The sequence below is a fragment of the Candidatus Arsenophonus triatominarum genome (assembly GCF_001640365.1).
Taxonomy (GTDB): Bacteria; Pseudomonadota; Gammaproteobacteria; order Enterobacterales; family Enterobacteriaceae; genus Arsenophonus; species Arsenophonus triatominarum.
In genome coordinates, this window is record NZ_LWMI01000016.1 from 523,823 (window position 1) to 542,494 (window position 18,672).

The window sequence follows — 18,672 nt, forward strand, 5'->3', positions numbered from 1 at the left end:
ATGTATCAAACAAATAATCCTATCATCAAACATAAAGTCGGGTTACTTAACCTCGCTGAAGAGCTTAATAACGTCTCAAAAGCCTGTAAGATTATGGGGGTATCCCGAGATACGTTTTATCGCTACCAGGAACTTGTTAACGATGGTGGGATAGACGCTTTAATTAATCAAAATCGACGGGTGCCGGTGCCTAACGTAAAAAATAGAGTAGATGAACAGATTGAAAGCGCTGTAGTCGAGTATGCGATTGAATACCCTGCACACGGTCAACACCGCAGTAGTAATGAACTAAGAAAAAAAGGCATTTTTGTTTCGGGGAGTGGCGTTCGCTCTATTTGGCTGCGCCATAATCTCGAAAATTTTACAAAACGCCTAAAAGCGCTTGAAGATAAAATCGCAACAGAAGGAATTATCCTGTCAGAATCACAAATCAGTGCTCTATAGCTAGGCGACTTAATTTTGATTACAAGGTGTGTTATGAGTTATACAATTGATTTTCGACGTAAAGTAATATCTGTAAGGAAAGCCGAAGGTTTAACAATTCGAGAAACTGCGAAACAATTCCGTATTGGAAAAGCGTCTTTAGTACGTTGGCTTAAACGACCAGAGCCAAAAAATTCAACGCCACGTAAGAGGAAGCTCGATAAAAATGCTTTAGCAAAAGATGTGGAACAGTATCCAGATGCTTACCAAAAGGAACGGGCAGAGCGATTCGGTGTTTGTAAAAAGACTATTTGGCAATCCCTTAAAAAGCTGGGATTAACCTATAAAAAAAACCCTATTCCATCCAAAAACCAACGAAAGCGACAGGCTGACACATCAGCAAAAAAGACAACAGTATGAAAAAAAAAGATAAATCTGTTGTTTTTATTGATGAAAGTGGTTTTTCACATGACACTCCACGAACTCACGGCTATTCCCCAAAAGGTCACCGTTGTTTTGGCCTGAAAAACTGGGGTGCTAAGGGAAGAACAAATGTTATTGGCGCTTTATTGGGAACAACCCTTTTTGCTATCGGATTATTTGATTGCAATATTAATCGTGATGTTTTTTATGTTTGGATCACAAAAATATTGCTCCCAGAACTTCCTGAAAATTCTGTTATTTTTATGGACAACGCTAGCTTTCACAAAGGTAAGAATATTGAACAGGCAATTATAAACGCAGGACACCAGATAGAATATTTGCCTGTGTATTCACCAGATTTAAATCCTATAGAACATAAATGGTCTCAAGCTAAACGTAAAAAGATGGAAACAGGATGCACTATCGATGACCTGTTTTTAATACATATGCTGTAATCAAAATTAAGTCGCCTAGCTATAGAAAAGAAAGCGCAAGATGATGAAGCCTGTGGTGAGATTGAAACAGCGCATCCAGGTTATCTGGGTTCACAAGATACTTTTTATGTCGGTCATTTAAAAGGCGTTGGTCGTGTTTATCAACAAACTTACATTGATACTTACAGTAAAGTCGTTCATTGTAAGCTTTACACAACAAAAAGCGCGATAACGGCGGCAGATTTATTAAATGACAAGGTTCTCCCTTTTTATTCCCAGCATGGGTTACCGGTGTTACGTATACTGACGGACAGAGGCAGTGAGTATTGTGGTAAAGTTGAACATCACGATTATCAACTTTATCTCGCTATCAATGATATTGATCATACAAAAACTAAAGCTCGTTCACCTCAAACTAATGGGATTTGTGAACGCTTTCATAAAACTGTATTACAAGAGTTCTATCAGGTGGCTTTTCGTAAGAAAATCTATAGGGCTTTAAATGAATTACAAGCTGATTTAGATAAATGGTTAGCGGAATATAATAACCAACGCACTCATCAAGGAAAAATGTGTTGCGGTCGAACTCCTATGGCAACTTTACACGATGGAAAACAACTTTGGAGAGAGAAAGATTTAAATCAAATTTAACCTGACAGGTACTGTATAAATAACCGGTAACTGTCAGATTAAGTCTGAGCTACTACAATCTAATGGGGTTGGGATAAATCCTTTCTGCCCTGCACCCATCTGCCGCTCGTGATCTTTTCGATTCTTTTTCCGATAAATCAAATAACAAGCTGAAAATTCAGCGGCTAAATTTTTCAATTCTTCGACTGATAATCCAATGATTGCTTTACATAAACGATTATCTCGTAACAACCGCTTTTTGTTGATCATTTCAAACCGTTATTTTCTAAGTTAAACCTCTTTTTATTGTCTATAGCGTGACAAAAAATGCAAGTCTCTATTCAGCAACTATTTTAATCTTACGGTTCCAGAAGGTTTCTGAACGTTTGGTACCCAGGGCTATTTGATCTCCTTCTGCGCCAGCCCCCCCAAAGGGTAACCATCCATCTCGTCAAATAAAATAATGCGACAGGTGATACGCCGAAAGCCACCTGGTGAATTAGCGCCGACCAGGGTTAAATTCGCGCCGTTTGAAAATTGCTTTTTAAGGATAGTCTGGCCCGTGTCTTTCGCTTTGGCTTCAGGGGCGATGGCGGTGAGCACGGGTGTATCGCGTATCATCGGCGCGATTTCCGTTTTACTATAATCTTCGGCATCCTCCACACGCGGTTGTACCACTAAGATGGGTGACGGATCATACGAAAGATAGTACGGCCACCACATGATCAAGGATTTTGGTATAACCGACCCGGGCGGACTTCATGACAGAGACTTGCGTGACATCCGGATCTGTGACTGCATCCATAATGCCATCCTGATAGGCAAAAGAACGAAATTTACCGGTTTGCGGGAAAGCACCGCATATTTATTTGCCCATTCACTGAGCGATAAGGCTTCTGGTGGTTTAATATCGGTGCGTTTTTGAAACATTGCATTGGTAAATAGGTGCCTGGCATTACTCTCCCTGTTCACGGTCATCAAGGCTTAATTCCTCCATCGCCTCATAAATAACCTCTCGCAAAGCAGCGACAAACTCAGCATCATTTACCGTACTTGCTAACGCTCTCAAACGGGGGCCATGTTCAGGGGCAATCGCAATTAAACGGGTTCGCATCCGTGCGTATTCTTTTCCAACCTGGTTTATCATGTCTTGCCAAGGCAGCACTTCACCCGATTTGATACTGTACTCCAATTTCACCAATTCAGCTAAATAGTGCTCTTTAATGGCACGAGATTCTTCTAAACTGCGGATTTGTTCATCATTTGATACTAATGAAGCATATAACGATTCTGCCCGCTGCTGAAAATCATCAGTATCGCTGACCACTGCTTGATGAGCTTCTGGTTTTTTCTTTGCTTTTTGGGTACGAAGATCATGACTGTCGCGATACTGCTTTAGATTTTTATCACTGCTTTCAACATCAATCTCGCCATTAAGCATCACGATATATTTTCCGCTTTTCATCCATCGCGAGATCGTTTTACGGTTTACGCCCGTATGTTGGGCATACTCAGAAATATTCATCGTCGACATGGGACATTTTCCTCAATCAATGGGACATAGCGTGGGACATGTCCCACATTAAATGGGACACAAAATCCAAATAATTTTTCACTAACTTGATGAAATAAAAATAAAAGTGACCCTCCCATATCATGGGACATGGGACACAAATTCAAAAACGTTTAGCTAGTGAAATACTGCGGTGCGCAATGTCCACGGTTTACAAAAGTGTCAGGAAGGACCCAAAATAAATATTACAATAAACAATAGGTTATTGTTAAATGGATTTAATTAAAAATATTAAAATGTGATCTTTTTCATGGTTATGCGCAAAAATGTGATAAAGACTGGATTGCCATTGAAATCTCTATAGTAATTTCATAAAAATTAAGGTGATGACCTGATTATTATTTAACACAGATAAATTATATATAAGTTATTAAATTAAGTATTTTGGGATAAACCAAAATAAGCAAATGAAGTTTATTTTTAATTTTACACTTTTGGGAAAATAGAAAATATGACATACGTAAATTTGAATGCAGAACGTTGTTCAAGTTTTGCTCATCATATAATGAATGTTAACAATGTAGAAGGTAAAAATTTAATAACATCACCGAAAGGACTACTTGAATATATAATAAATTTTTTTACCGCTGGAGGGATCGAAAGGGAATTATCTAAGCAATATGATAATTTTATTCAAGCAGTAACTCACTCTATTGAAGAAAATAACGCTGACTCAAACTCTTATCATTTGCCTGAAAAAATGAAATTTAATTTCAAAGGTTGTTTAGTAACAATTACCTCTTGTGATTCTTCTCCTGATAGGGTAACTATTAACGTTCAAGGAAAAAAAGGAGAGAGCTTTACTTCAGAAATAGGTGAGAAAGAGTTTAAAAATGTCGCTACCTTATTATTATTACAAAAACGGCTTAATTTAAACGTTAACATGAACGAAGGTAAAATAGATTTATCAGGCATAAATCTATCAGGCAAAAATCTATTGGGAATTAACTTAGAAGGAGCAAATTTATCATTCTCAGATCTAAGCGAGGCCGACTTAAGCGGAGCGAATCTGGAAAACGCAAATATGGCGAATTCGATACTCAATAAAGCCAGGCTAATCCAAACCAACCTAAACGGAGCAAATCTAGAACAGGCTCAATTAAAGAATGCAAATTTAAATTCAGCCTTGTTAAATAAAGTAACAATGCTTGGTACTAATTTGATGGGCTCAACGCTTATTGATGCAGATTTAAGGGAAGCAGATATAAGAATATCTATCTTGGCTGATACAAATCTACAGCATACAAAATTAAATAACGCAACTATTGATGCATCAGATTTAACACTTGCAGAGATGGCTGAAGCAGATTTAACAAATGCAAGTCTGTTTTCGACAAAAATGAAAGGAGCAAATCTGAGCAGAGCAAACCTACATCAAGCAAGACTAAGATTTGTTAATTTAGAAAAAGCAAACCTAACTCAAGCTATCTTAATAGAAACTGATCTTCATGAGGCAAATCTATCTGGAGCACATCTTGAACAAGCAAATTTAGCAAAAGTTAATCTTCACGCAGCAGATTTAAGTTATACCAATTTAGCAAAAACTACATTAGTTGAATCAAATTTAAGCTACGCAAATTTAGAAGGCGCTGTCTTACAAGAAGCTAATCTGACCAAAACAAATTTAGAGAGTGCGAACTTAAGTAAAAGTAATTTAATGAAAGCGACGTTAAGAGAGGCTAATTTAAGCAACGCAAATCTAGAGGGCGCTATTTTGAAAAAAGCCAATCTTACAGACGCTAACCTAAATGGTGCAAACTTAACTGAAAGTAATTTAAAAAAAGCTTCGTTGAAAGATGCTAACTTAACAGAAGCTAATCTTAATAAAGCAAAATTAAAGCAGACAAATTTAGAAAACACAGGTTTGACCGCAGCAAATCTTTACTCTAAAACCACAATAAATATGTTAGCAAAAAAAGCGATATCAAAACTGGGTAAAATTTATGGTTAAAAAAATTAATATATTCTATACAGTTAATACAATATATTGATAGTCTTTTTTGATCATAAGCGTGAAGTTTATACTAGCTCAAACTTTATCTGACAGTTGCCGGTTATTTATACAGTACCTGTCAGGTTAAATTTGATTTAAATCTTTCTCTCTCCAAAGTTGTTTTCCATCGTGTAAAGTTGCCATAGGAGTTCGACCGCAACACATTTTTCCTTGATGAGTGCGTTGGTTATTATATTCCGCTAACCATTTATCTAAATCAGCTTGTAATTCATTTAAAGCCCTATAGATTTTCTTACGAAAAGCCACCTGATAGAACTCTTGTAATACAGTTTTATGAAAGCGTTCACAAATCCCATTAGTTTGAGGTGAACGAGCTTTAGTTTTTGTATGATCAATATCATTGATAGCGAGATAAAGTTGATAATCGTGATGTTCAACTTTACCACAATACTCACTGCCTCTGTCCATCAGTATACGTAACACCGGTAACCCATGCTGGGAATAAAAAGGGAGAACCCTGTCATTTAATAAATCTGCCGCCGTTATCGCGCTTTTTGTTGTGTAAAGCTTACAATGAACGACTTTACTGTAAGTATCAATGTAAGTTTGTTGATAAACACGACCAACGCCTTTTAAATGACCGACATAAAAAGTATCTTGTGAACCCAGATAACCTGGATGCGCTGTTTCAATCTCACCACAGGCTTCATCATCTTGCGCTTTCTTTTCTAGAGCACTGATTTGTGATTCTGACAGGATAATTCCTTCTGTTGCGATTTTATCTTCAAGCGCTTTTAGGCGTTTTGTAAAATTTTCGAGATTATGGCGCAGCCAAATAGAGCGAACGCCACTCCCCGAAACAAAAATGCCTTTTTTTCTTAGTTCATTACTACTGCGGTGTTGACCGTGTGCAGGGTATTCAATCGCATACTCGACTACAGCGCTTTCAATCTGTTCATCTACTCTATTTTTTACGTTAGGCACCCGTCGATTTTGATTAATTAAAGCGTCTATCCCACCATCGTTAACAAGTTCCTGGTAGCGATAAAACGTATCTCGGGATACCCCCATAATCTTACAGGCTTTTGAGACGTTATTAAGCTCTTCAGCGAGGTTAAGTAACCCGACTTTATGTTTGATGATAGGATTATTTGTTTGATATAGCTAGGCGACTTAATTTTGATTACAAGGTGTGTTATGAGTTATACAATTGATTTTCGACGTAAAGTAATATCTGTAAGGAAAGCCGAAGGTTTAACAATTCGAGAAACTGCGAAACAATTCCGTATTGGAAAAGCGTCTTTAGTACGTTGGCTTAAACGACCAGAGCCAAAAAATTCAACGCCACGTAAGAGGAAGCTCGATAAAAATGCTTTAGCAAAAGATGTGGAACAGTATCCAGATGCTTACCAAAAGGAACGGGCAGAGCGATTCGGTGTTTGTAAAAAGACTATTTGGCAATCCCTTAAAAAGCTGGGATTAACCTATAAAAAAAACTCTATTCCATCCAAAAACCAACGAAAGCGACAGGCTGGCACATCAGCAAAAAAGACAACAGTATGAAAAAAAAGATAAATCTGTTGTTTTTATTGATGAAAGTGGTTTTTCACATGACACTCCACGAACTCACGGCTATTCCCCAAAAGGTCACCGTTGTTTTGGCCTGAAAAACTGGGGTGCTAAGGGAAGAACAAATGTTATTGGCGCTTTATTGGGAACAACCCTTTTTGCTATCGGATTATTTGATTGCAATATTAATCGTGATGTTTTTTATGTTTGGATCACAAAAATATTGCTCCCAGAACTTCCTGAAAATTCTGTTATTTTTATGGACAACGCTAGCTTTCACAAAGGTAAGAATATTGAACAGGCAATTATAAACGCAGGACACCAGATAGAATATTTGCCTGTGTATTCTCACCAGATTTAAATCCTATAGAACATAAATGGTCTCAAGCTAAACGTAAAAAGATGGAAACAGGATGCACTATCGATGACCTGTTTTTAATACATATGCTGTAATCAAAATTAAGTCGCCTAGCTATACATAGAATTACCTTTTATTTAATTATCTAATGATGTTAATTAAAACCGGTAACGCTCTTTTTTAAATCAGAATTGTCGGATTAAGTTAAGACTAATACAAATTAACACACAATGATTTCCACGCACTCATGAAACGGGCTAAAGAAGGGGGGGTGACGTTACCTGCTTCAGTCAACCGTTTGTATCTGGCCAATGATGCCCAGCCGTTACCCTCCACTTTGACCAATGGTGGTATTCCTGCCATCGTCGCGGGGGGTATCGATCCGAACGTTATCAGAACGGTATTTGCCCCAACCCGTGCCACGGAAATTTACGGCGAGCGCACAATCGGATTGTGGCAACACGATTAACCAGGATTACAACCGGTTTGCCTTTTTTGGTGTTGAAGGCATTAACTACGGCGCATTAAATAACCCTCAGCTTCCCACGCCGATCACACCAACCAAGGTGAGTGGTAAAACGAAATGGGAAGATAAATCCATCCAGCAGCGTTACAACGATATTTTAGCACTCTACAGTGACCTGGTAGGACGAACCAACGGGGTGGTGGGTGACGGGGTGGACATGGCTTCCTCCCTGACGCTGGTATTGTCAAACAAAGCCTCGGTGTATTTGAAATCATCAAACGAAATCATGGCCACCTCGCTTGAGGACTTGATCAAAAAAGCGTTCCCCAATCTACGCATTGAAACGGCTCCACAATTGAGTACCGATGCCGGTGAGTTAATACAGATGTTCGTGCGCAGCTATCAGGGACAGCCTGCTTGCTATAGCTAGGCGACTTAATTTTGATTACAAGGTGTGTTATGAGTTATACAATTGATTTTCGACGTAAAGTAATATCTGTAAGGAAAGCCGAAGGTTTAACAATTCGAGAAACTGCGAAACAATTCCGTATTGGAAAAGCGTCTTTAGTACGTTGGCTTAAACGACCAGAGCCAAAAAATTCAACGCCACGTAAGAGGAAGCTCGATAAAAATGCTTTAGCAAAAGATGTGGAACAGTATCCAGATGCTTACCAAAAGGAACGGGCAGAGCGATTCGGTGTTTGTAAAAAGACTATTTGGCAATCCCTTAAAAAGCTGGGATTAACCTATAAAAAAAAACTCTATTCCATCCAAAAACCAACGAAAGCGACAGGCTGGCACATCAGCAAAAAAGACAACAGTATGAAAAAAAAAGATAAATCTGTTGTTTTTATTGATGAAAGTGGTTTTTCACATGACACTCCACGAACTCACGGCTATTCCCCAAAAGGTCACCGTTGTTTTGGCCTGAAAAACTGGGGTGCTAAGGGAAGAACAAATGTTATTGGCGCTTTATTGGGAACAACCCTTTTTGCTATCGGATTATTTGATTGCAATATTAACCGTGATGTTTTTTATGTTTGGATCACAAAAATATTGCTCCCAGAACTTCCTGAAAATTCTGTTATTTTTATGGACAACGCTAGCTTTCACAAAGGTAAGAATATTGAACAGGCAATTATAAACGCAGGACACCAGATAGAATATTTGCCTGTGTATTCACCAGATTTAAATCCTATAGAACATAAATGGTCTCAAGCTAAACGTAAAAAGATGGAAACAGGATGCACTATCGATGACCTGTTTTTAATACATATGCTGTAATCAAAATTAAGTCGCCTAGCTATATGTGGCGAATTCGCAAAAATATCGGGCATTTCCGCTTCTTCAGCAACACTCAAGCTGGTCGCAGAAAGTGGCGGCCAGTACGTATGGCACGGTGATCACACAACCCATGCTTTTTGCTCAAATGTTGGGGATCTGATCATGGGAAAAATCATTGTCGGCTGTAAACTCCCTCATGGTCTAAAAGCCACCGTGAAGAATGAAACTATCGAATTGAAAGGGGCTAACGCTTGCGCCATTTATGGCGGTTTTGGCATAACTGAAGGCGTAGATGAGGCGTGGTTCAATGTATTTTCAAAAACCTACGCGCAGGCGGGATTTATCGAAAAGGGGTTAATCTTCAAGGTCACCGATCAAAAAAGTTTTTCCTCAGCCGCTAAGGAAAGAGCACAGGTCAAAACCGGTTTAGAACCGATTAACCCGAAAAAGGCAACCGTCAAACCCACGGAGGTTGAATGACTGTCGTGACATTGGATATTGCAGTGTTTCGCAGAGATTACCCACAGTACGACAACGTTGCCGATACACAACTTAATCTCATGTTTGATATCGCGCAGACGGCGTTTGATAATTCTGAAGGCGCACTAGAGCCAGATTTAGACAAACGCAAGCGCCTGCTTTATCTGCTGGCGGCGCATCTGTGTGATATCACCTTTGGTGATACGAAGGGTAAGGGTTCAGGTGCGTCCGGCGCTATCGGTCGGGTTGCGAGTGCATCAGAAGGCAGTGTTTCCGTGTCGCTTGATGTCGGGCAGGGATTACCTTACTCGCAAGCCTGGTATTGGGGGCAGCTTTTCTGGCAACTGACCAAGCCCTACCGGATGTTTGCCTATTTCCCAGGTATTGAGGTGAGGTGCAGCTGATGGCGGGGAAGATAAAAGCGTTTCTGGACGCACAGGAAAAGCAGCTTAATGACCTGACGTTAAACGTCGGCTTTCCAAAAGAGGCAAGCTATCCAGAAGGCCGTCGGGTTGCTGAAATGGCTTACATGAACGAATTTGGCAATCCTGGGAATAACCAGCCACCGCGCCCTTTCTTCCGTAACGCTATTTCAGCCCATCAAAAAGACTGGTCAACCTATCTGGCGTCGTCCATGCGCGCCGGTGTTAATGCTAAAGAAGCGGCAGAATTATTAGGTGAAAAAGTCGTCAGCAATATTAAAGATTCAATATTGACACTCACCGATCCGCCGCTTTCTGAAACCACGCTTTATGTGAGAAAGCACCGGACTCACAAACCAAAAAACTTCACTGACAAACCGCTGGTTGATACACATCACATGCTGGAGTCAGTCAAATACTGGGTGGTGGTGGATGATGAATCTTCATAATCTCACTCGTTCGGCTATTCGAGCCGTTAACCCTGATATTGCTGCAATAGTCCGCCGTTCTGATGGTTGGACAGTCGGTGAAGGCCGGACACGCATCCCCAAATACCTTCCCGATGAACATATAGCTAGGCGACTTAATTTTGATTACAAGGTGTGTTATGAGTTATACAATTGATTTTCGACGTAAAGTAATATCTGTAAGGAAAGCCGAAGGTTTAACAATTCGAGAAACTGCGAAACAATTCCGTATTGGAAAAGCGTCTTTAGTACGTTGGCTTAAACGACCAGAGCCAAAAAATTCAACGCCACGTAAGAGGAAGCTCGATAAAAATGCTTTAGCAAAAGATGTGGAACAGTATCCAGATGCTTACCAAAAGGAACGGGCAGAGCGATTCGGTGTTTGTAAAAAGACTATTTGGCAATCCCTTAAAAAGCTGGGATTAACCTATAAAAAAAACTCTATTCCATCCAAAAACCAACGAAAGCGACAGGCTGGCACATCAGCAAAAAAGACAACAGTATGAAAAAAAAGATAAATCTGTTGTTTTTATTGATGAAAGTGGTTTTTCACATGACACTCCACGAACTCACGGCTATTCCCCAAAAGGTCACCGTTGTTTTGGCCTGAAAAACTGGGGTGCTAAGGGAAGAACAAATGTTATTGGCGCTTTATTGGGAACAACCCTTTTTGCTATCGGATTATTTGATTGCAATATTAATCGTGATGTTTTTTATGTTTGGATCACAAAAATATTGCTCCCAGAACTTCCTGAAAATTCTGTTATTTTTATGGACAACGCTAGCTTTCACAAAGGTAAGAATATTGAACAGGCAATTATAAACGCAGGACACCAGATAGAATATTTGCCTGTGTATTCACCAGATTTAAATCCTATAGAACATAAATGGTCTCAAGCTAAACGTAAAAAGATGGAAACAGGATGCACTATCGATGACCTGTTTTTAATACATATGCTGTAATCAAAATTAAGTCGCCTAGCTATATCGTCATTCAGTTGCAACCCCTGTCGAAAGGGGATTTGCAGCATGTGGACGGATTGAATATCCACGGCATATTCAAATCGATTCACGTTAACGGAAACTTCTGGTCGGTTAACCGAAAACAACAGACCGGTGGCGATTTATTCCTCATTGAGGGGGATACCTGGCTGGTGATTGAACCGCTTGAATTGTGGCCGGACTGGTGTCGGCTGTTAGTGTGTCTCCAAACGGACAGGGAGGGGGGATGAATGATTATACGGTCAATCAGGTCATTGACACGTTGGCCGATTTCATTGAACCGATTGCAGGTACGGTCTGGCAGGCTCAGGATAACCGGAATCCCATGCCGAGCGATATCTTCTGTGTTCTCACGCCATTACGATTTATCCGGCTGTCGGCGGCGAGAGGGATTGCCCATGACAGCGGAAACCCTCAAACCAGTACGATGAACTGGACTGAAGTAAGGCAAGCTGATATAGCTAGGCGACTTAATTTTGATTACAGCATATGTATTAAAAACAGGTCATCGATAGTGCATCCTGTTTCCATCTTTTTACGTTTAGCTTGAGACCATTTATGTTCTATAGGATTTAAATCTGGTGAATACACAGGCAAATATTCTATCTGGTGTCCTGCGTTTATAATTGCCTGTTCAATATTCTTACCTTTGTGAAAGCTAGCGTTGTCCATAAAAATAACAGAATTTTCAGGAAGTTCTGGGAGCAATATTTTTGTGATCCAAACATAAAAAACATCACGATTAATATTGCAATCAAATAATCCGATAGCAAAAAGGGTTGTTCCCAATAAAGCGCCAATAACATTTGTTCTTCCCTTAGCACCCCAGTTTTTCAGGCCAAAACAACGGTGACCTTTTGGGGAATAGCCGTGAGTTCGTGGAGTGTCATGTGAAAAACCACTTTCATCAATAAAAACAACAGATTTATCTTTTTTTTCATACTGTTGTCTTTTTTGCTGATGTGCCAGCCTGTCGCTTTCGTTGGTTTTTGGATGGAATAGAGTTTTTTTATAGGTTAATCCCAGCTTTTTAAGGGATTGCCAAATAGTCTTTTTACAAACACCGAATCGCTCTGCCCGTTCCTTTTGGTAAGCATCTGGATACTGTTCCACATCTTTTGCTAAAGCATTTTTATCGAGCTTCCTCTTACGTGGCGTTGAATTTTTTGGCTCTGGTCGTTTAAGCCAACGTACTAAAGACGCTTTTCCAATACGGAATTGTTTCGCAGTTTCTCGAATTGTTAAACCTTCGGCTTTCCTTACAGATATTACTTTACGTCGAAAATCAATTGTATAACTCATAACACACCTTGTAATCAAAATTAAGTCGCCTAGCTATAACCTGGATGCGCTGTTTCAATCTCACCACAGGCTTCATCATCTTGCGCTTTCTTTTCTAGATGCACTGATTTGTGATTCTGACAGGATAATTCCTTCTGTTGCGATTTTATCTTCAAGCACTTTTAGGCGTTTTGTAAAATTTTCGAGATTATGGCGCAGCCAAATAGAGCGAACGCCACTCCCCGAAACAAAAATGCCTTTTTTTCTTAGTTCATTACTACTGCGGTGTTGACCGTGTGCAGGGTATTCAATCGCATACTCAACTACAGCGCTTTCAATCTGTTCATCTACTCTATTTTTTACGTTAGGCACCCGTCGATTTTGATTAATTAAAGCGTCTATCCCACCATCGTTAACAAGTTCCTGGTAGCGATAAAACGTATCTCGGGATACCCCCATAATCTTACAGGCTTTTGAGACGTTACTAAGCTCTTCAGCGAGGTTAAGTAACCCGACTTTATGTTTGATGATAGGATTATTTGTTTGATACATAGAATTACCTTTTATTTAATTATCTAATGATGTTAATTAAAACCGGTAACGCTCTTTTTTAAATCAGAATTGTCAGATGAAGTTAAGACTAATACATATAAATAACCGGTAACTGTCAGATTAAGTCTGAGCTACTACAGCAAGCCGTATTCTGAGACGACCTGACAGGCTAATTTAAATATTCTGGTTTTATCCCGACTCGCTGTTGATGGGTGGATCCCTAGTGATTTAGCAAACCCGTTATTACCGCCTTCTGATGCCATCTTCTGGTAGAAGTAAGATTCCAAATGCTCAGGTTTGCAGGTGATTTTGATAGTATTTGAATTTTCCATGGTTATAATCCTTAAGTAATAAAATTCCCTACCTCGATATTCCTATGGGGTTTGTGAAAAAATAATAGATAGAATGAGATTGTGAGTGATTAAGTGGGTTTTGCCGCTTCAGCCATTTAGCAGAATGCTATCCGGTCGCCCGATGGTATACCGCATCGTTCGGTAAAATGTAGATTAATTTATACTGCTATTAGCTCTGGCCAGATCTTATGCCAATCATCAGGTCGTAAATCTTTGCGTGATACTTTGCCACAGGTGGCTAGCTCAATTTCAACGCATCGTTTGGGTGATATTGGACATAAGCCAGAGGCCATTTGAGATAAAAAAGATTTAGATATATTTAATTTTCTTGCTAGATTCTTAGAACCGCCACGCTCAAGAGAATCTATGTATTCTTTTAATTCCATATGAACTCCTTTAATCCTTTGGATTTAAGTCAAGTTTATATAACGCTAAACATTGTGTCAATAGTTTGATTGTTTAGGATTTACTAATCAAAATGTTTCCATGGATATAAAATTAATTCGTCAACGACGTTTAAAAGAGTGGTTTTCAGATAAGACCCTCCCAGAAAAAGAAAAAAGTTATTTATCGCAGCTGATAAACGGCAAGACTTCTTTTGGAGAAAAAGCAGCAAGACGTATTGAAAGTACGTACGGCATGCCTAATGGCTATTTAGATTCGGAGTCCTTTGATGATATAATCAAAAATAAATATAAAAAACTTACAAATCAACAAATTGAAATATTAGAGTTATTCGATAATCTCCCCTCAGAAGACGCAAAACAATTTCTGAATGAAATGAAATCCAGAAAAGCTCACTATGATTTGATTTTTGCTGAGTTATTAGAAAAACGTAATAATCACCCTCCCTTAACCAAAAAATAAATACTTTTAAATCAATCGCATAGAGCATTAATTAAAAAAATGTTCTATTTTTAATTGACTAAAAGTTTATAGTTTAATAAACTTACTTCATCGAAGGTAATCAGCCTGAGATTGAAAAAAGTGAACGGAGCACTCTAACGCACGGGCGGACGGCGTATCTCACAAGAGACAATGTACCGAAGTGGCAAAACCCATTTTTCATTACAAACACGATTATTTATTCATCTAATTTGTTAAGGAAAAATATTATGAAAAAAACATCTGCTATATGCCCTGTATGTTCTAAACGTTTCAATCCCAACAAATCTTACGAACACATTAAGGAATTTCACCCTACAGCAAGTGACTATCAATTAGCTATCATTCGTGATGTACGTCGTAAATGTTATGGGCAGAGTAAACCAGTGAAACATAAAAATGCGGCTTTACTTCCTCACACATCAAACTTTGCAATATCACGGACAAGAGCCACTAAATTAAGAGTTGCCTGACAATTTGATAGTCTTTGCAGCAATCTTATCCTACACTTAATTCCATAAGTTTCAGATAATAGTTATCCCTCCCGATGGGCTGGGAATTTAATAATCTCCCAATTTCAGGGAGGCCAGGTTGTTAAAGAGCGGTGTTACTTACATGGTAGTTTGCTTATCAGCAGGGATACCATCTGTTGGGTTTGGGTAAAGATCGGGGCGTAGCTCGTGAGGTGTGATCTACCACCCTAAAACTTTAGCCATTGAAAAAACGCATTCAGCAGGAACACGATTTCTAAACCAAACACTAATTGTTTGGGGACGTTTACCCAATTTACGACCTAACTCAGACTGAGTTGTGATAGCAAATATTTTATTTTGTAGATCTATGTCCATACGATCTCCTCTAACTTGAGCTTACTGATATTACAGATTTAATTTTAAATTTCAAATTATATTTGCAATGTTAATAACAAAAAAATTTTGTATGCTTTAATAGTAATAACTATTTAATGGATAAAAGTATGAGTTTTCCTAAAAGACTCCAGCAAGTGTTAGATGAACTAGGCTGGAATCAATCAGAATTAGCTCGCAGAATGGGAGTTAAGCCTCAATCCGTTCAAGGCTGGTTAAAAAATGTAATACCTAGGATGGATAAACTTGAGAAATTATCTGAAGTAACAGGAAAACCTTTAGATTGGTTTTTCTCTCATCAATTACAAAATCAAGAAAAAAAAAGTTATGAAACTTTTCGTAAAGAGAAAAATACACTTACAGAAAAACAAAAGCTAATACTTGAACTATTTGAAGCTCTTCCTGAAAGTGATGTAAATCTGATTCTAAAAGAGTTGGAAATTAAAAAAAGCTTTTATGAAAAGAAAATAGCTGAACTTTTAAATCAAAAGAAGAATATAGTCTAACTCCTCCATTATTTTATCCTATTTTATAGGAATATCAAATTTTACCAACCAAAGTTACAAATTAAATTTTAATTTTTATTGACAATTTAAATTTTAATTTGTAGATTATTTCCATCAACTCACTGCAACAGGCAAACGCAAGACAATACCACGAGTTATCTGAAACTTTGCCAGACGCTGCTAAGTAGCCAGCCGAAGGCGTATGAACATGAAGGCAAGTGACGACAGTTAAGCAATACCGCTCTTTAACACCATTTCGCTGAAAAAGCGAACCATAAAACACCCAAACAGTCGGTTTTGGGGTGTGTGAAATAACCAAATTGCAGCCATAAAGTTGAAACCAACACCAGGGTACTACCAATATGACTGTAAATATAATCCGGATACCTCCGGCACACACCACCAAAACCCATTGTCAGGAGGTAATATGTGTAACTTTCATGGTTATGATAATGCTCGCTGTCGTAGACATGAGCGTAGAAGCGCCAAGCGAGCAGCCTATAACTATAACAAAGCGCTTAATTTGGCATTGAAAGCAGCGTTAAACCCATCTAAAAAATCTAACCAACTAACAACTCCAAATCCTAAACGCCCTGTTCTTTCACTAAAAAGAAAAATGATGAGTCGTGTAGAAAAAGCAATATCAATACGCCTAACTAAAGTTTATGACTCATTTGATAATTGCTGTTTGCCTGAAATAGCTTTATACACTGCTAAAAGGTTTAAAAATAAACCTAAGCTCAACTTCGGAGTAACTGCTAATGTTTGAGAATAACAAAACGATTAAGGTTCAAATTGTTGCTGATGTTAGAGCAAAGTGTAACTATATAGTAGATATGAACGAAGAAGATTATAAAAAATTTGAAAGAATTATCGATTCACAAATGACATCCAGCAAGATGAATGATGCAATTCTTGATATAGCAAGCAAATATGGAATTTATGATAATATCGACTTCTGCGAACCTGAAGACATTGAATTCCATCTGATAGGAGCATAATTAATCAATTCACAAAATCAAATCCTTTCTTTTTATTAATCATAAATAAACAATTCATAATATAATCAATGTCTTATTAAGGTGATCATTATTCCTGTTTTGTGTGTTGTTGGATTACACAGAGGGAGCGAGCCTGACGCGCCAGAAATATCTGGCAATCAAATTAGTTTCAGGATGTGTGAATGCGGCTCTGCGCTCGCGGGACAGTCAACATTCTATAAATTATCTTTCAAATAGCTAAATATAGTTTGATTGCGTTTACCCGACCGTGATGACTGTAATCGGACACCAAGAGGCACTTGGCACACATCCTAACTTTTCAGCAAATGTTAACAAGGAGTACACATAATGAGATTGGACAATCCACGCATTGTAACGGCAAAGCATCCCAATATGGGTAATCTGGTTGGGATTACTAATGGTAGTCGTCATTTGAGCGATGCAAAATACTTAAGCAGCATTGATATATGGAATGACGACGACATGGAAACAAAAACTTTCAAAGAAATTATACAGTGCTTAACAAAAGAAAATAAGCGTCTTAAAAAAGAGAATTTAAGACTGATGAAGATATATCGTGAAATTGGCGGGCTGTGCAGGACTTGAACCTGCAATAAGTAAATTTTATCTACTGCTCTACCATTCAGCTAACAGCCCAATGTTAATTATAGTGCGGGCATCAAGAAAGCTTTAACCACCAGAGAGAGAATACCTAAAATACCCGCACCTAACATCCAGCGAATTAACTTTTGTTCAGCACGAATACCAGACATTTCAAGTTGTAGGTCTTTACGGACTATTTCCATGTCTTTACGAACATTGGTTATTTCAGCAGATAAGTCCTTACGGACATCAGCTATGTCACGTTTAACGTCAGCAATATCAGCTTTAGTTGCTACATCCGCAACTTCATGCGATCTACGTACAACAAGTGAAATAGCTTTAGCTTGCTGACTAGTAAGTCCAGCCGTTTGAAGCTCTTCTGATGCCTGTAGTGTATCAAATGCAACCTGACCCATAGGAAATCCTCCTTTTTGGTAAGTATAACGGGTTTAGTCTGCAATCTGCAAAATCTTTCACGTTAATACCTTAATTCGTTTACTCACGGAGAAACCGTTATGTCTAAATTAGTTGTTATTGAAAATACCGTTGTTCATCAAAACGCTTTCGGGCGTTATTGTCTGAATGATTTACATAAAGCCGCAGGAGAATTAGAAAAGGATAGACCTAAGTATTGGCTCGCCAATGATAAGACTCAAGAATTAGTTGCTCAATTCGTAAGCGATGGTGGAATTCCCCCATCGGTTATTAAAGGAGGTACAGAGCAGGGAACCTACGTTGCTAAAGAACTGGTTTATGCTTATGCCATGTGGATTAGTGCAGCTTTCCATCTCAAAGTTATCCGGACGTTTGATGAAGTTATTTCTACACCTATCCAACCACTAACCGATAAAGTTCAGGCTGGATTAGCAATGCTGGCATTCTGCAAACAAGAATTGCGTATCGCACCTTCTGGTATGCTTGGTGCAATGAAAAAGCTACAAAATTCACTTGGTATGCCGGATATCCTTCCCGCTTATGCTGTTGATGCACCAGAAGGGAGTTTAACGGGTTCAAGCGAAGTGACGCACTCTTTTACGGAGCTTTTATACTGCATGGCAAGCCTTACAGCCCACCATCTGGCTTTAAACGTCTGTAATTATTAGGTATTGTTGAGCGTAAATCACGTCCAAGTAGCAAACA

At 38.7% G+C, this 18,672-nt stretch carries 30 protein-coding genes, 1 tRNA gene and 4 pseudogenes; 23 read left to right on the forward strand and 12 right to left on the reverse strand.

The genetic code is table 11. From position 1 onward, the window contains the following. From AYJ55_RS16970 to AYJ55_RS16985, 4 genes and pseudogenes are all read left to right on the forward strand, one after another. A pseudogene (locus AYJ55_RS16970) lies at positions 1-441 on the forward strand (helix-turn-helix domain-containing protein); the annotation flags it as partial. 36 nt (positions 442-477) lie between these two features. Next, on the forward strand, positions 478-843 hold the full coding sequence (locus AYJ55_RS16975; RefSeq protein ID WP_063657364.1) for an IS630 transposase-related protein: 366 nt from the start codon (positions 478-480) through the stop codon (positions 841-843). After that, complete coding sequence (locus AYJ55_RS16980) at positions 840-1,301, forward strand: IS630 family transposase (protein WP_063654041.1); 462 nt, start codon at positions 840-842, stop codon at positions 1,299-1,301. The genes AYJ55_RS16975 and AYJ55_RS16980 overlap by 4 nt, the downstream gene beginning before the upstream one ends. Positions 1,302-1,319: 18 nt before the next feature. Beyond that, a pseudogene (locus AYJ55_RS16985) lies at positions 1,320-1,931 on the forward strand (integrase core domain-containing protein); the annotation flags it as partial. Positions 1,932-1,964: 33 nt separating this feature from the next. Here AYJ55_RS16985 and AYJ55_RS16990 read toward each other — a convergent pair. The 4 genes from AYJ55_RS16990 to AYJ55_RS17000 all read right to left on the reverse strand — a co-directional run bounded on the left by AYJ55_RS16990 (position 1,965) and on the right by AYJ55_RS17000 (position 3,435). Beyond that, positions 1,965-2,180: a hypothetical protein gene (locus tag AYJ55_RS16990; RefSeq protein WP_063657365.1), complete on the reverse strand. Its 216-nt coding sequence runs from the start codon at positions 2,178-2,180 to the stop codon at positions 1,965-1,967. Between the two features lie 129 nt (positions 2,181-2,309). Then, positions 2,310-2,633 carry a phage terminase large subunit family protein gene (locus AYJ55_RS33475; protein ID WP_245677422.1) on the reverse strand — a complete coding sequence of 108 codons (324 nt, stop codon included), beginning with the start codon at positions 2,631-2,633 and terminating at the stop codon, positions 2,310-2,312. After that, on the reverse strand, positions 2,605-2,715 hold the full coding sequence (locus AYJ55_RS33480; protein ID WP_245677400.1) for a phage terminase large subunit family protein: 111 nt from the start codon (positions 2,713-2,715) through the stop codon (positions 2,605-2,607). Before AYJ55_RS33480 ends, AYJ55_RS33475 begins: the two co-directional genes overlap by 29 nt. A gap of 150 nt (positions 2,716-2,865) precedes the next feature. Continuing rightward, a complete protein-coding gene (locus AYJ55_RS17000; RefSeq protein WP_063657438.1) occupies positions 2,866-3,435 on the reverse strand; it encodes a hypothetical protein in 570 nt (189 codons plus the stop codon). A gap of 514 nt (positions 3,436-3,949) precedes the next feature. Here AYJ55_RS17000 and AYJ55_RS17005 point away from each other — a divergent pair. Continuing rightward, positions 3,950-5,434: a pentapeptide repeat-containing protein gene (locus AYJ55_RS17005; RefSeq protein WP_063657367.1), complete on the forward strand. Its 1,485-nt coding sequence runs from the start codon at positions 3,950-3,952 to the stop codon at positions 5,432-5,434. 126 nt (positions 5,435-5,560) lie between these two features. Here the strand turns inward: AYJ55_RS17005 and AYJ55_RS17010 are convergent, their stop codons facing one another. Continuing rightward, positions 5,561-6,580: an IS481 family transposase gene (locus tag AYJ55_RS17010; protein ID WP_074168126.1), complete on the reverse strand. Its 1,020-nt coding sequence runs from the start codon at positions 6,578-6,580 to the stop codon at positions 5,561-5,563. Positions 6,581-6,634: 54 nt separating this feature from the next. Between AYJ55_RS17010 and AYJ55_RS17015 the strand changes: the two genes are divergently transcribed. The 11 genes from AYJ55_RS17015 to AYJ55_RS29495 all read left to right on the forward strand — a co-directional run bounded on the left by AYJ55_RS17015 (position 6,635) and on the right by AYJ55_RS29495 (position 12,035). Further along, positions 6,635-7,000, forward strand: a complete 366-nt coding sequence (locus tag AYJ55_RS17015) for an IS630 transposase-related protein (protein WP_063653415.1) — start codon at positions 6,635-6,637, stop codon at positions 6,998-7,000. A 25-nt stretch (positions 7,001-7,025) separates the two neighbouring features. Next, entirely contained in the window at positions 7,026-7,367 is a 342-nt protein-coding gene (locus AYJ55_RS17020) for a transposase (RefSeq protein ID WP_245677373.1), read from the forward strand. A gap of 401 nt (positions 7,368-7,768) precedes the next feature. Then, entirely contained in the window at positions 7,769-8,260 is a 492-nt protein-coding gene (locus AYJ55_RS17025; protein ID WP_063657369.1) for a hypothetical protein, read from the forward strand. A 29-nt stretch (positions 8,261-8,289) separates the two neighbouring features. Then, entirely contained in the window at positions 8,290-9,114 is an 825-nt protein-coding gene (locus AYJ55_RS17030; protein WP_063657243.1) for an IS630 family transposase, read from the forward strand. A gap of 162 nt (positions 9,115-9,276) precedes the next feature. Next, a complete protein-coding gene (locus AYJ55_RS17035) occupies positions 9,277-9,594 on the forward strand; it encodes a hypothetical protein (protein ID WP_063657370.1) in 318 nt (105 codons plus the stop codon). Continuing rightward, positions 9,591-9,998: a DUF4054 domain-containing protein gene (locus tag AYJ55_RS17040; RefSeq protein ID WP_063657371.1), complete on the forward strand. Its 408-nt coding sequence runs from the start codon at positions 9,591-9,593 to the stop codon at positions 9,996-9,998. The genes AYJ55_RS17035 and AYJ55_RS17040 overlap by 4 nt, the downstream gene beginning before the upstream one ends. Further along, on the forward strand, positions 9,998-10,465 hold the full coding sequence (locus tag AYJ55_RS17045) for a hypothetical protein (protein WP_063657372.1): 468 nt from the start codon (positions 9,998-10,000) through the stop codon (positions 10,463-10,465). The genes AYJ55_RS17040 and AYJ55_RS17045 overlap by 1 nt, the downstream gene beginning before the upstream one ends. Continuing rightward, positions 10,449-10,640 (forward strand): hypothetical protein, encoded by a 192-nt coding sequence (locus AYJ55_RS17050; protein ID WP_162505655.1) that lies wholly within the window; start codon positions 10,449-10,451, stop codon positions 10,638-10,640. The genes AYJ55_RS17045 and AYJ55_RS17050 overlap by 17 nt, the downstream gene beginning before the upstream one ends. After that, positions 10,624-10,989, forward strand: coding sequence for an IS630 transposase-related protein (locus AYJ55_RS17055; protein WP_063653415.1), 366 nt, complete (start codon positions 10,624-10,626; stop codon positions 10,987-10,989). The genes AYJ55_RS17050 and AYJ55_RS17055 overlap by 17 nt, the downstream gene beginning before the upstream one ends. Then, on the forward strand, positions 10,958-11,446 hold the full coding sequence (locus AYJ55_RS17060; RefSeq protein ID WP_063653499.1) for an IS630 family transposase: 489 nt from the start codon (positions 10,958-10,960) through the stop codon (positions 11,444-11,446). Before AYJ55_RS17055 ends, AYJ55_RS17060 begins: the two co-directional genes overlap by 32 nt. A gap of 265 nt (positions 11,447-11,711) precedes the next feature. After that, positions 11,712-12,035, forward strand: coding sequence for a hypothetical protein (locus AYJ55_RS29495; protein WP_162505656.1), 324 nt, complete (start codon positions 11,712-11,714; stop codon positions 12,033-12,035). Here AYJ55_RS29495 and AYJ55_RS17070 read toward each other — a convergent pair. From AYJ55_RS17070 to AYJ55_RS17085, 4 genes and pseudogenes are all read right to left on the reverse strand, one after another. Further along, the gene (locus tag AYJ55_RS17070) at positions 11,966-12,787 is read right to left on the reverse strand and encodes an IS630 family transposase (protein WP_063654603.1); all 822 of its coding nucleotides are present in this window, start codon (positions 12,785-12,787) and stop codon (positions 11,966-11,968) included. The genes AYJ55_RS29495 and AYJ55_RS17070 overlap by 70 nt on opposite strands. A 35-nt stretch (positions 12,788-12,822) precedes the next feature. Beyond that, positions 12,823-13,318: pseudogene (locus tag AYJ55_RS17075) on the reverse strand (helix-turn-helix domain-containing protein); the annotation flags it as partial. A 134-nt stretch (positions 13,319-13,452) separates the two neighbouring features. Then, complete coding sequence (locus AYJ55_RS17080) at positions 13,453-13,650, reverse strand: hypothetical protein (RefSeq protein WP_063657375.1); 198 nt, start codon at positions 13,648-13,650, stop codon at positions 13,453-13,455. Positions 13,651-13,829: 179 nt separating this feature from the next. After that, the gene (locus AYJ55_RS17085; protein WP_063657376.1) at positions 13,830-14,057 is read right to left on the reverse strand and encodes a transcriptional regulator; all 228 of its coding nucleotides are present in this window, start codon (positions 14,055-14,057) and stop codon (positions 13,830-13,832) included. Between the two features lie 100 nt (positions 14,058-14,157). Here AYJ55_RS17085 and AYJ55_RS17090 point away from each other — a divergent pair, with 100 nt between their 5' ends. Then, entirely contained in the window at positions 14,158-14,538 is a 381-nt protein-coding gene (locus AYJ55_RS17090; RefSeq protein WP_063657377.1) for a hypothetical protein, read from the forward strand. Between the two features lie 248 nt (positions 14,539-14,786). Continuing rightward, on the forward strand, positions 14,787-15,029 hold the full coding sequence (locus AYJ55_RS17095) for a hypothetical protein (protein WP_063656463.1): 243 nt from the start codon (positions 14,787-14,789) through the stop codon (positions 15,027-15,029). A gap of 138 nt (positions 15,030-15,167) precedes the next feature. On the opposite strand, the pseudogene AYJ55_RS33485 reads toward AYJ55_RS17095, so the two are convergent. Next, positions 15,168-15,404: pseudogene (locus tag AYJ55_RS33485) on the reverse strand (YdaS family helix-turn-helix protein). Positions 15,405-15,520: 116 nt separating this feature from the next. On the opposite strand from AYJ55_RS33485, the gene AYJ55_RS17105 reads away from it, so the two are divergent. The 4 genes from AYJ55_RS17105 to AYJ55_RS26695 all read left to right on the forward strand — a co-directional run bounded on the left by AYJ55_RS17105 (position 15,521) and on the right by AYJ55_RS26695 (position 17,535). After that, positions 15,521-15,928, forward strand: coding sequence for a helix-turn-helix domain-containing protein (locus AYJ55_RS17105; RefSeq protein WP_245677401.1), 408 nt, complete (start codon positions 15,521-15,523; stop codon positions 15,926-15,928). A gap of 334 nt (positions 15,929-16,262) precedes the next feature. Then, positions 16,263-16,697, forward strand: coding sequence for a transcriptional antitermination N peptide (locus AYJ55_RS17115; RefSeq protein ID WP_245677380.1), 435 nt, complete (start codon positions 16,263-16,265; stop codon positions 16,695-16,697). After that, the gene (locus tag AYJ55_RS17120) at positions 16,690-16,929 is read left to right on the forward strand and encodes a hypothetical protein (RefSeq protein ID WP_063657380.1); all 240 of its coding nucleotides are present in this window, start codon (positions 16,690-16,692) and stop codon (positions 16,927-16,929) included. Before AYJ55_RS17115 ends, AYJ55_RS17120 begins: the two co-directional genes overlap by 8 nt. 348 nt (positions 16,930-17,277) lie before the next feature. Further along, the gene (locus AYJ55_RS26695) at positions 17,278-17,535 is read left to right on the forward strand and encodes a hypothetical protein (protein WP_063656976.1); all 258 of its coding nucleotides are present in this window, start codon (positions 17,278-17,280) and stop codon (positions 17,533-17,535) included. Here AYJ55_RS26695 and AYJ55_RS17125 read toward each other — a convergent pair. Both AYJ55_RS17125 and AYJ55_RS17130 read right to left on the reverse strand, forming a co-directional pair. Then, positions 17,514-17,586: transfer RNA gene (locus AYJ55_RS17125), tRNA-Phe, on the reverse strand. The genes AYJ55_RS26695 and AYJ55_RS17125 overlap by 22 nt on opposite strands. 8 nt (positions 17,587-17,594) lie before the next feature. Continuing rightward, positions 17,595-17,948, reverse strand: coding sequence for a CCDC90 family protein (locus AYJ55_RS17130; protein ID WP_063657381.1), 354 nt, complete (start codon positions 17,946-17,948; stop codon positions 17,595-17,597). Positions 17,949-18,047: 99 nt separating this feature from the next. On the opposite strand from AYJ55_RS17130, the gene AYJ55_RS17135 reads away from it, so the two are divergent. Continuing rightward, on the forward strand, positions 18,048-18,635 hold the full coding sequence (locus AYJ55_RS17135; RefSeq protein ID WP_425393813.1) for a KilA-N domain-containing protein: 588 nt from the start codon (positions 18,048-18,050) through the stop codon (positions 18,633-18,635). The last annotated feature ends 37 nt before the right edge of the window (positions 18,636-18,672 follow it).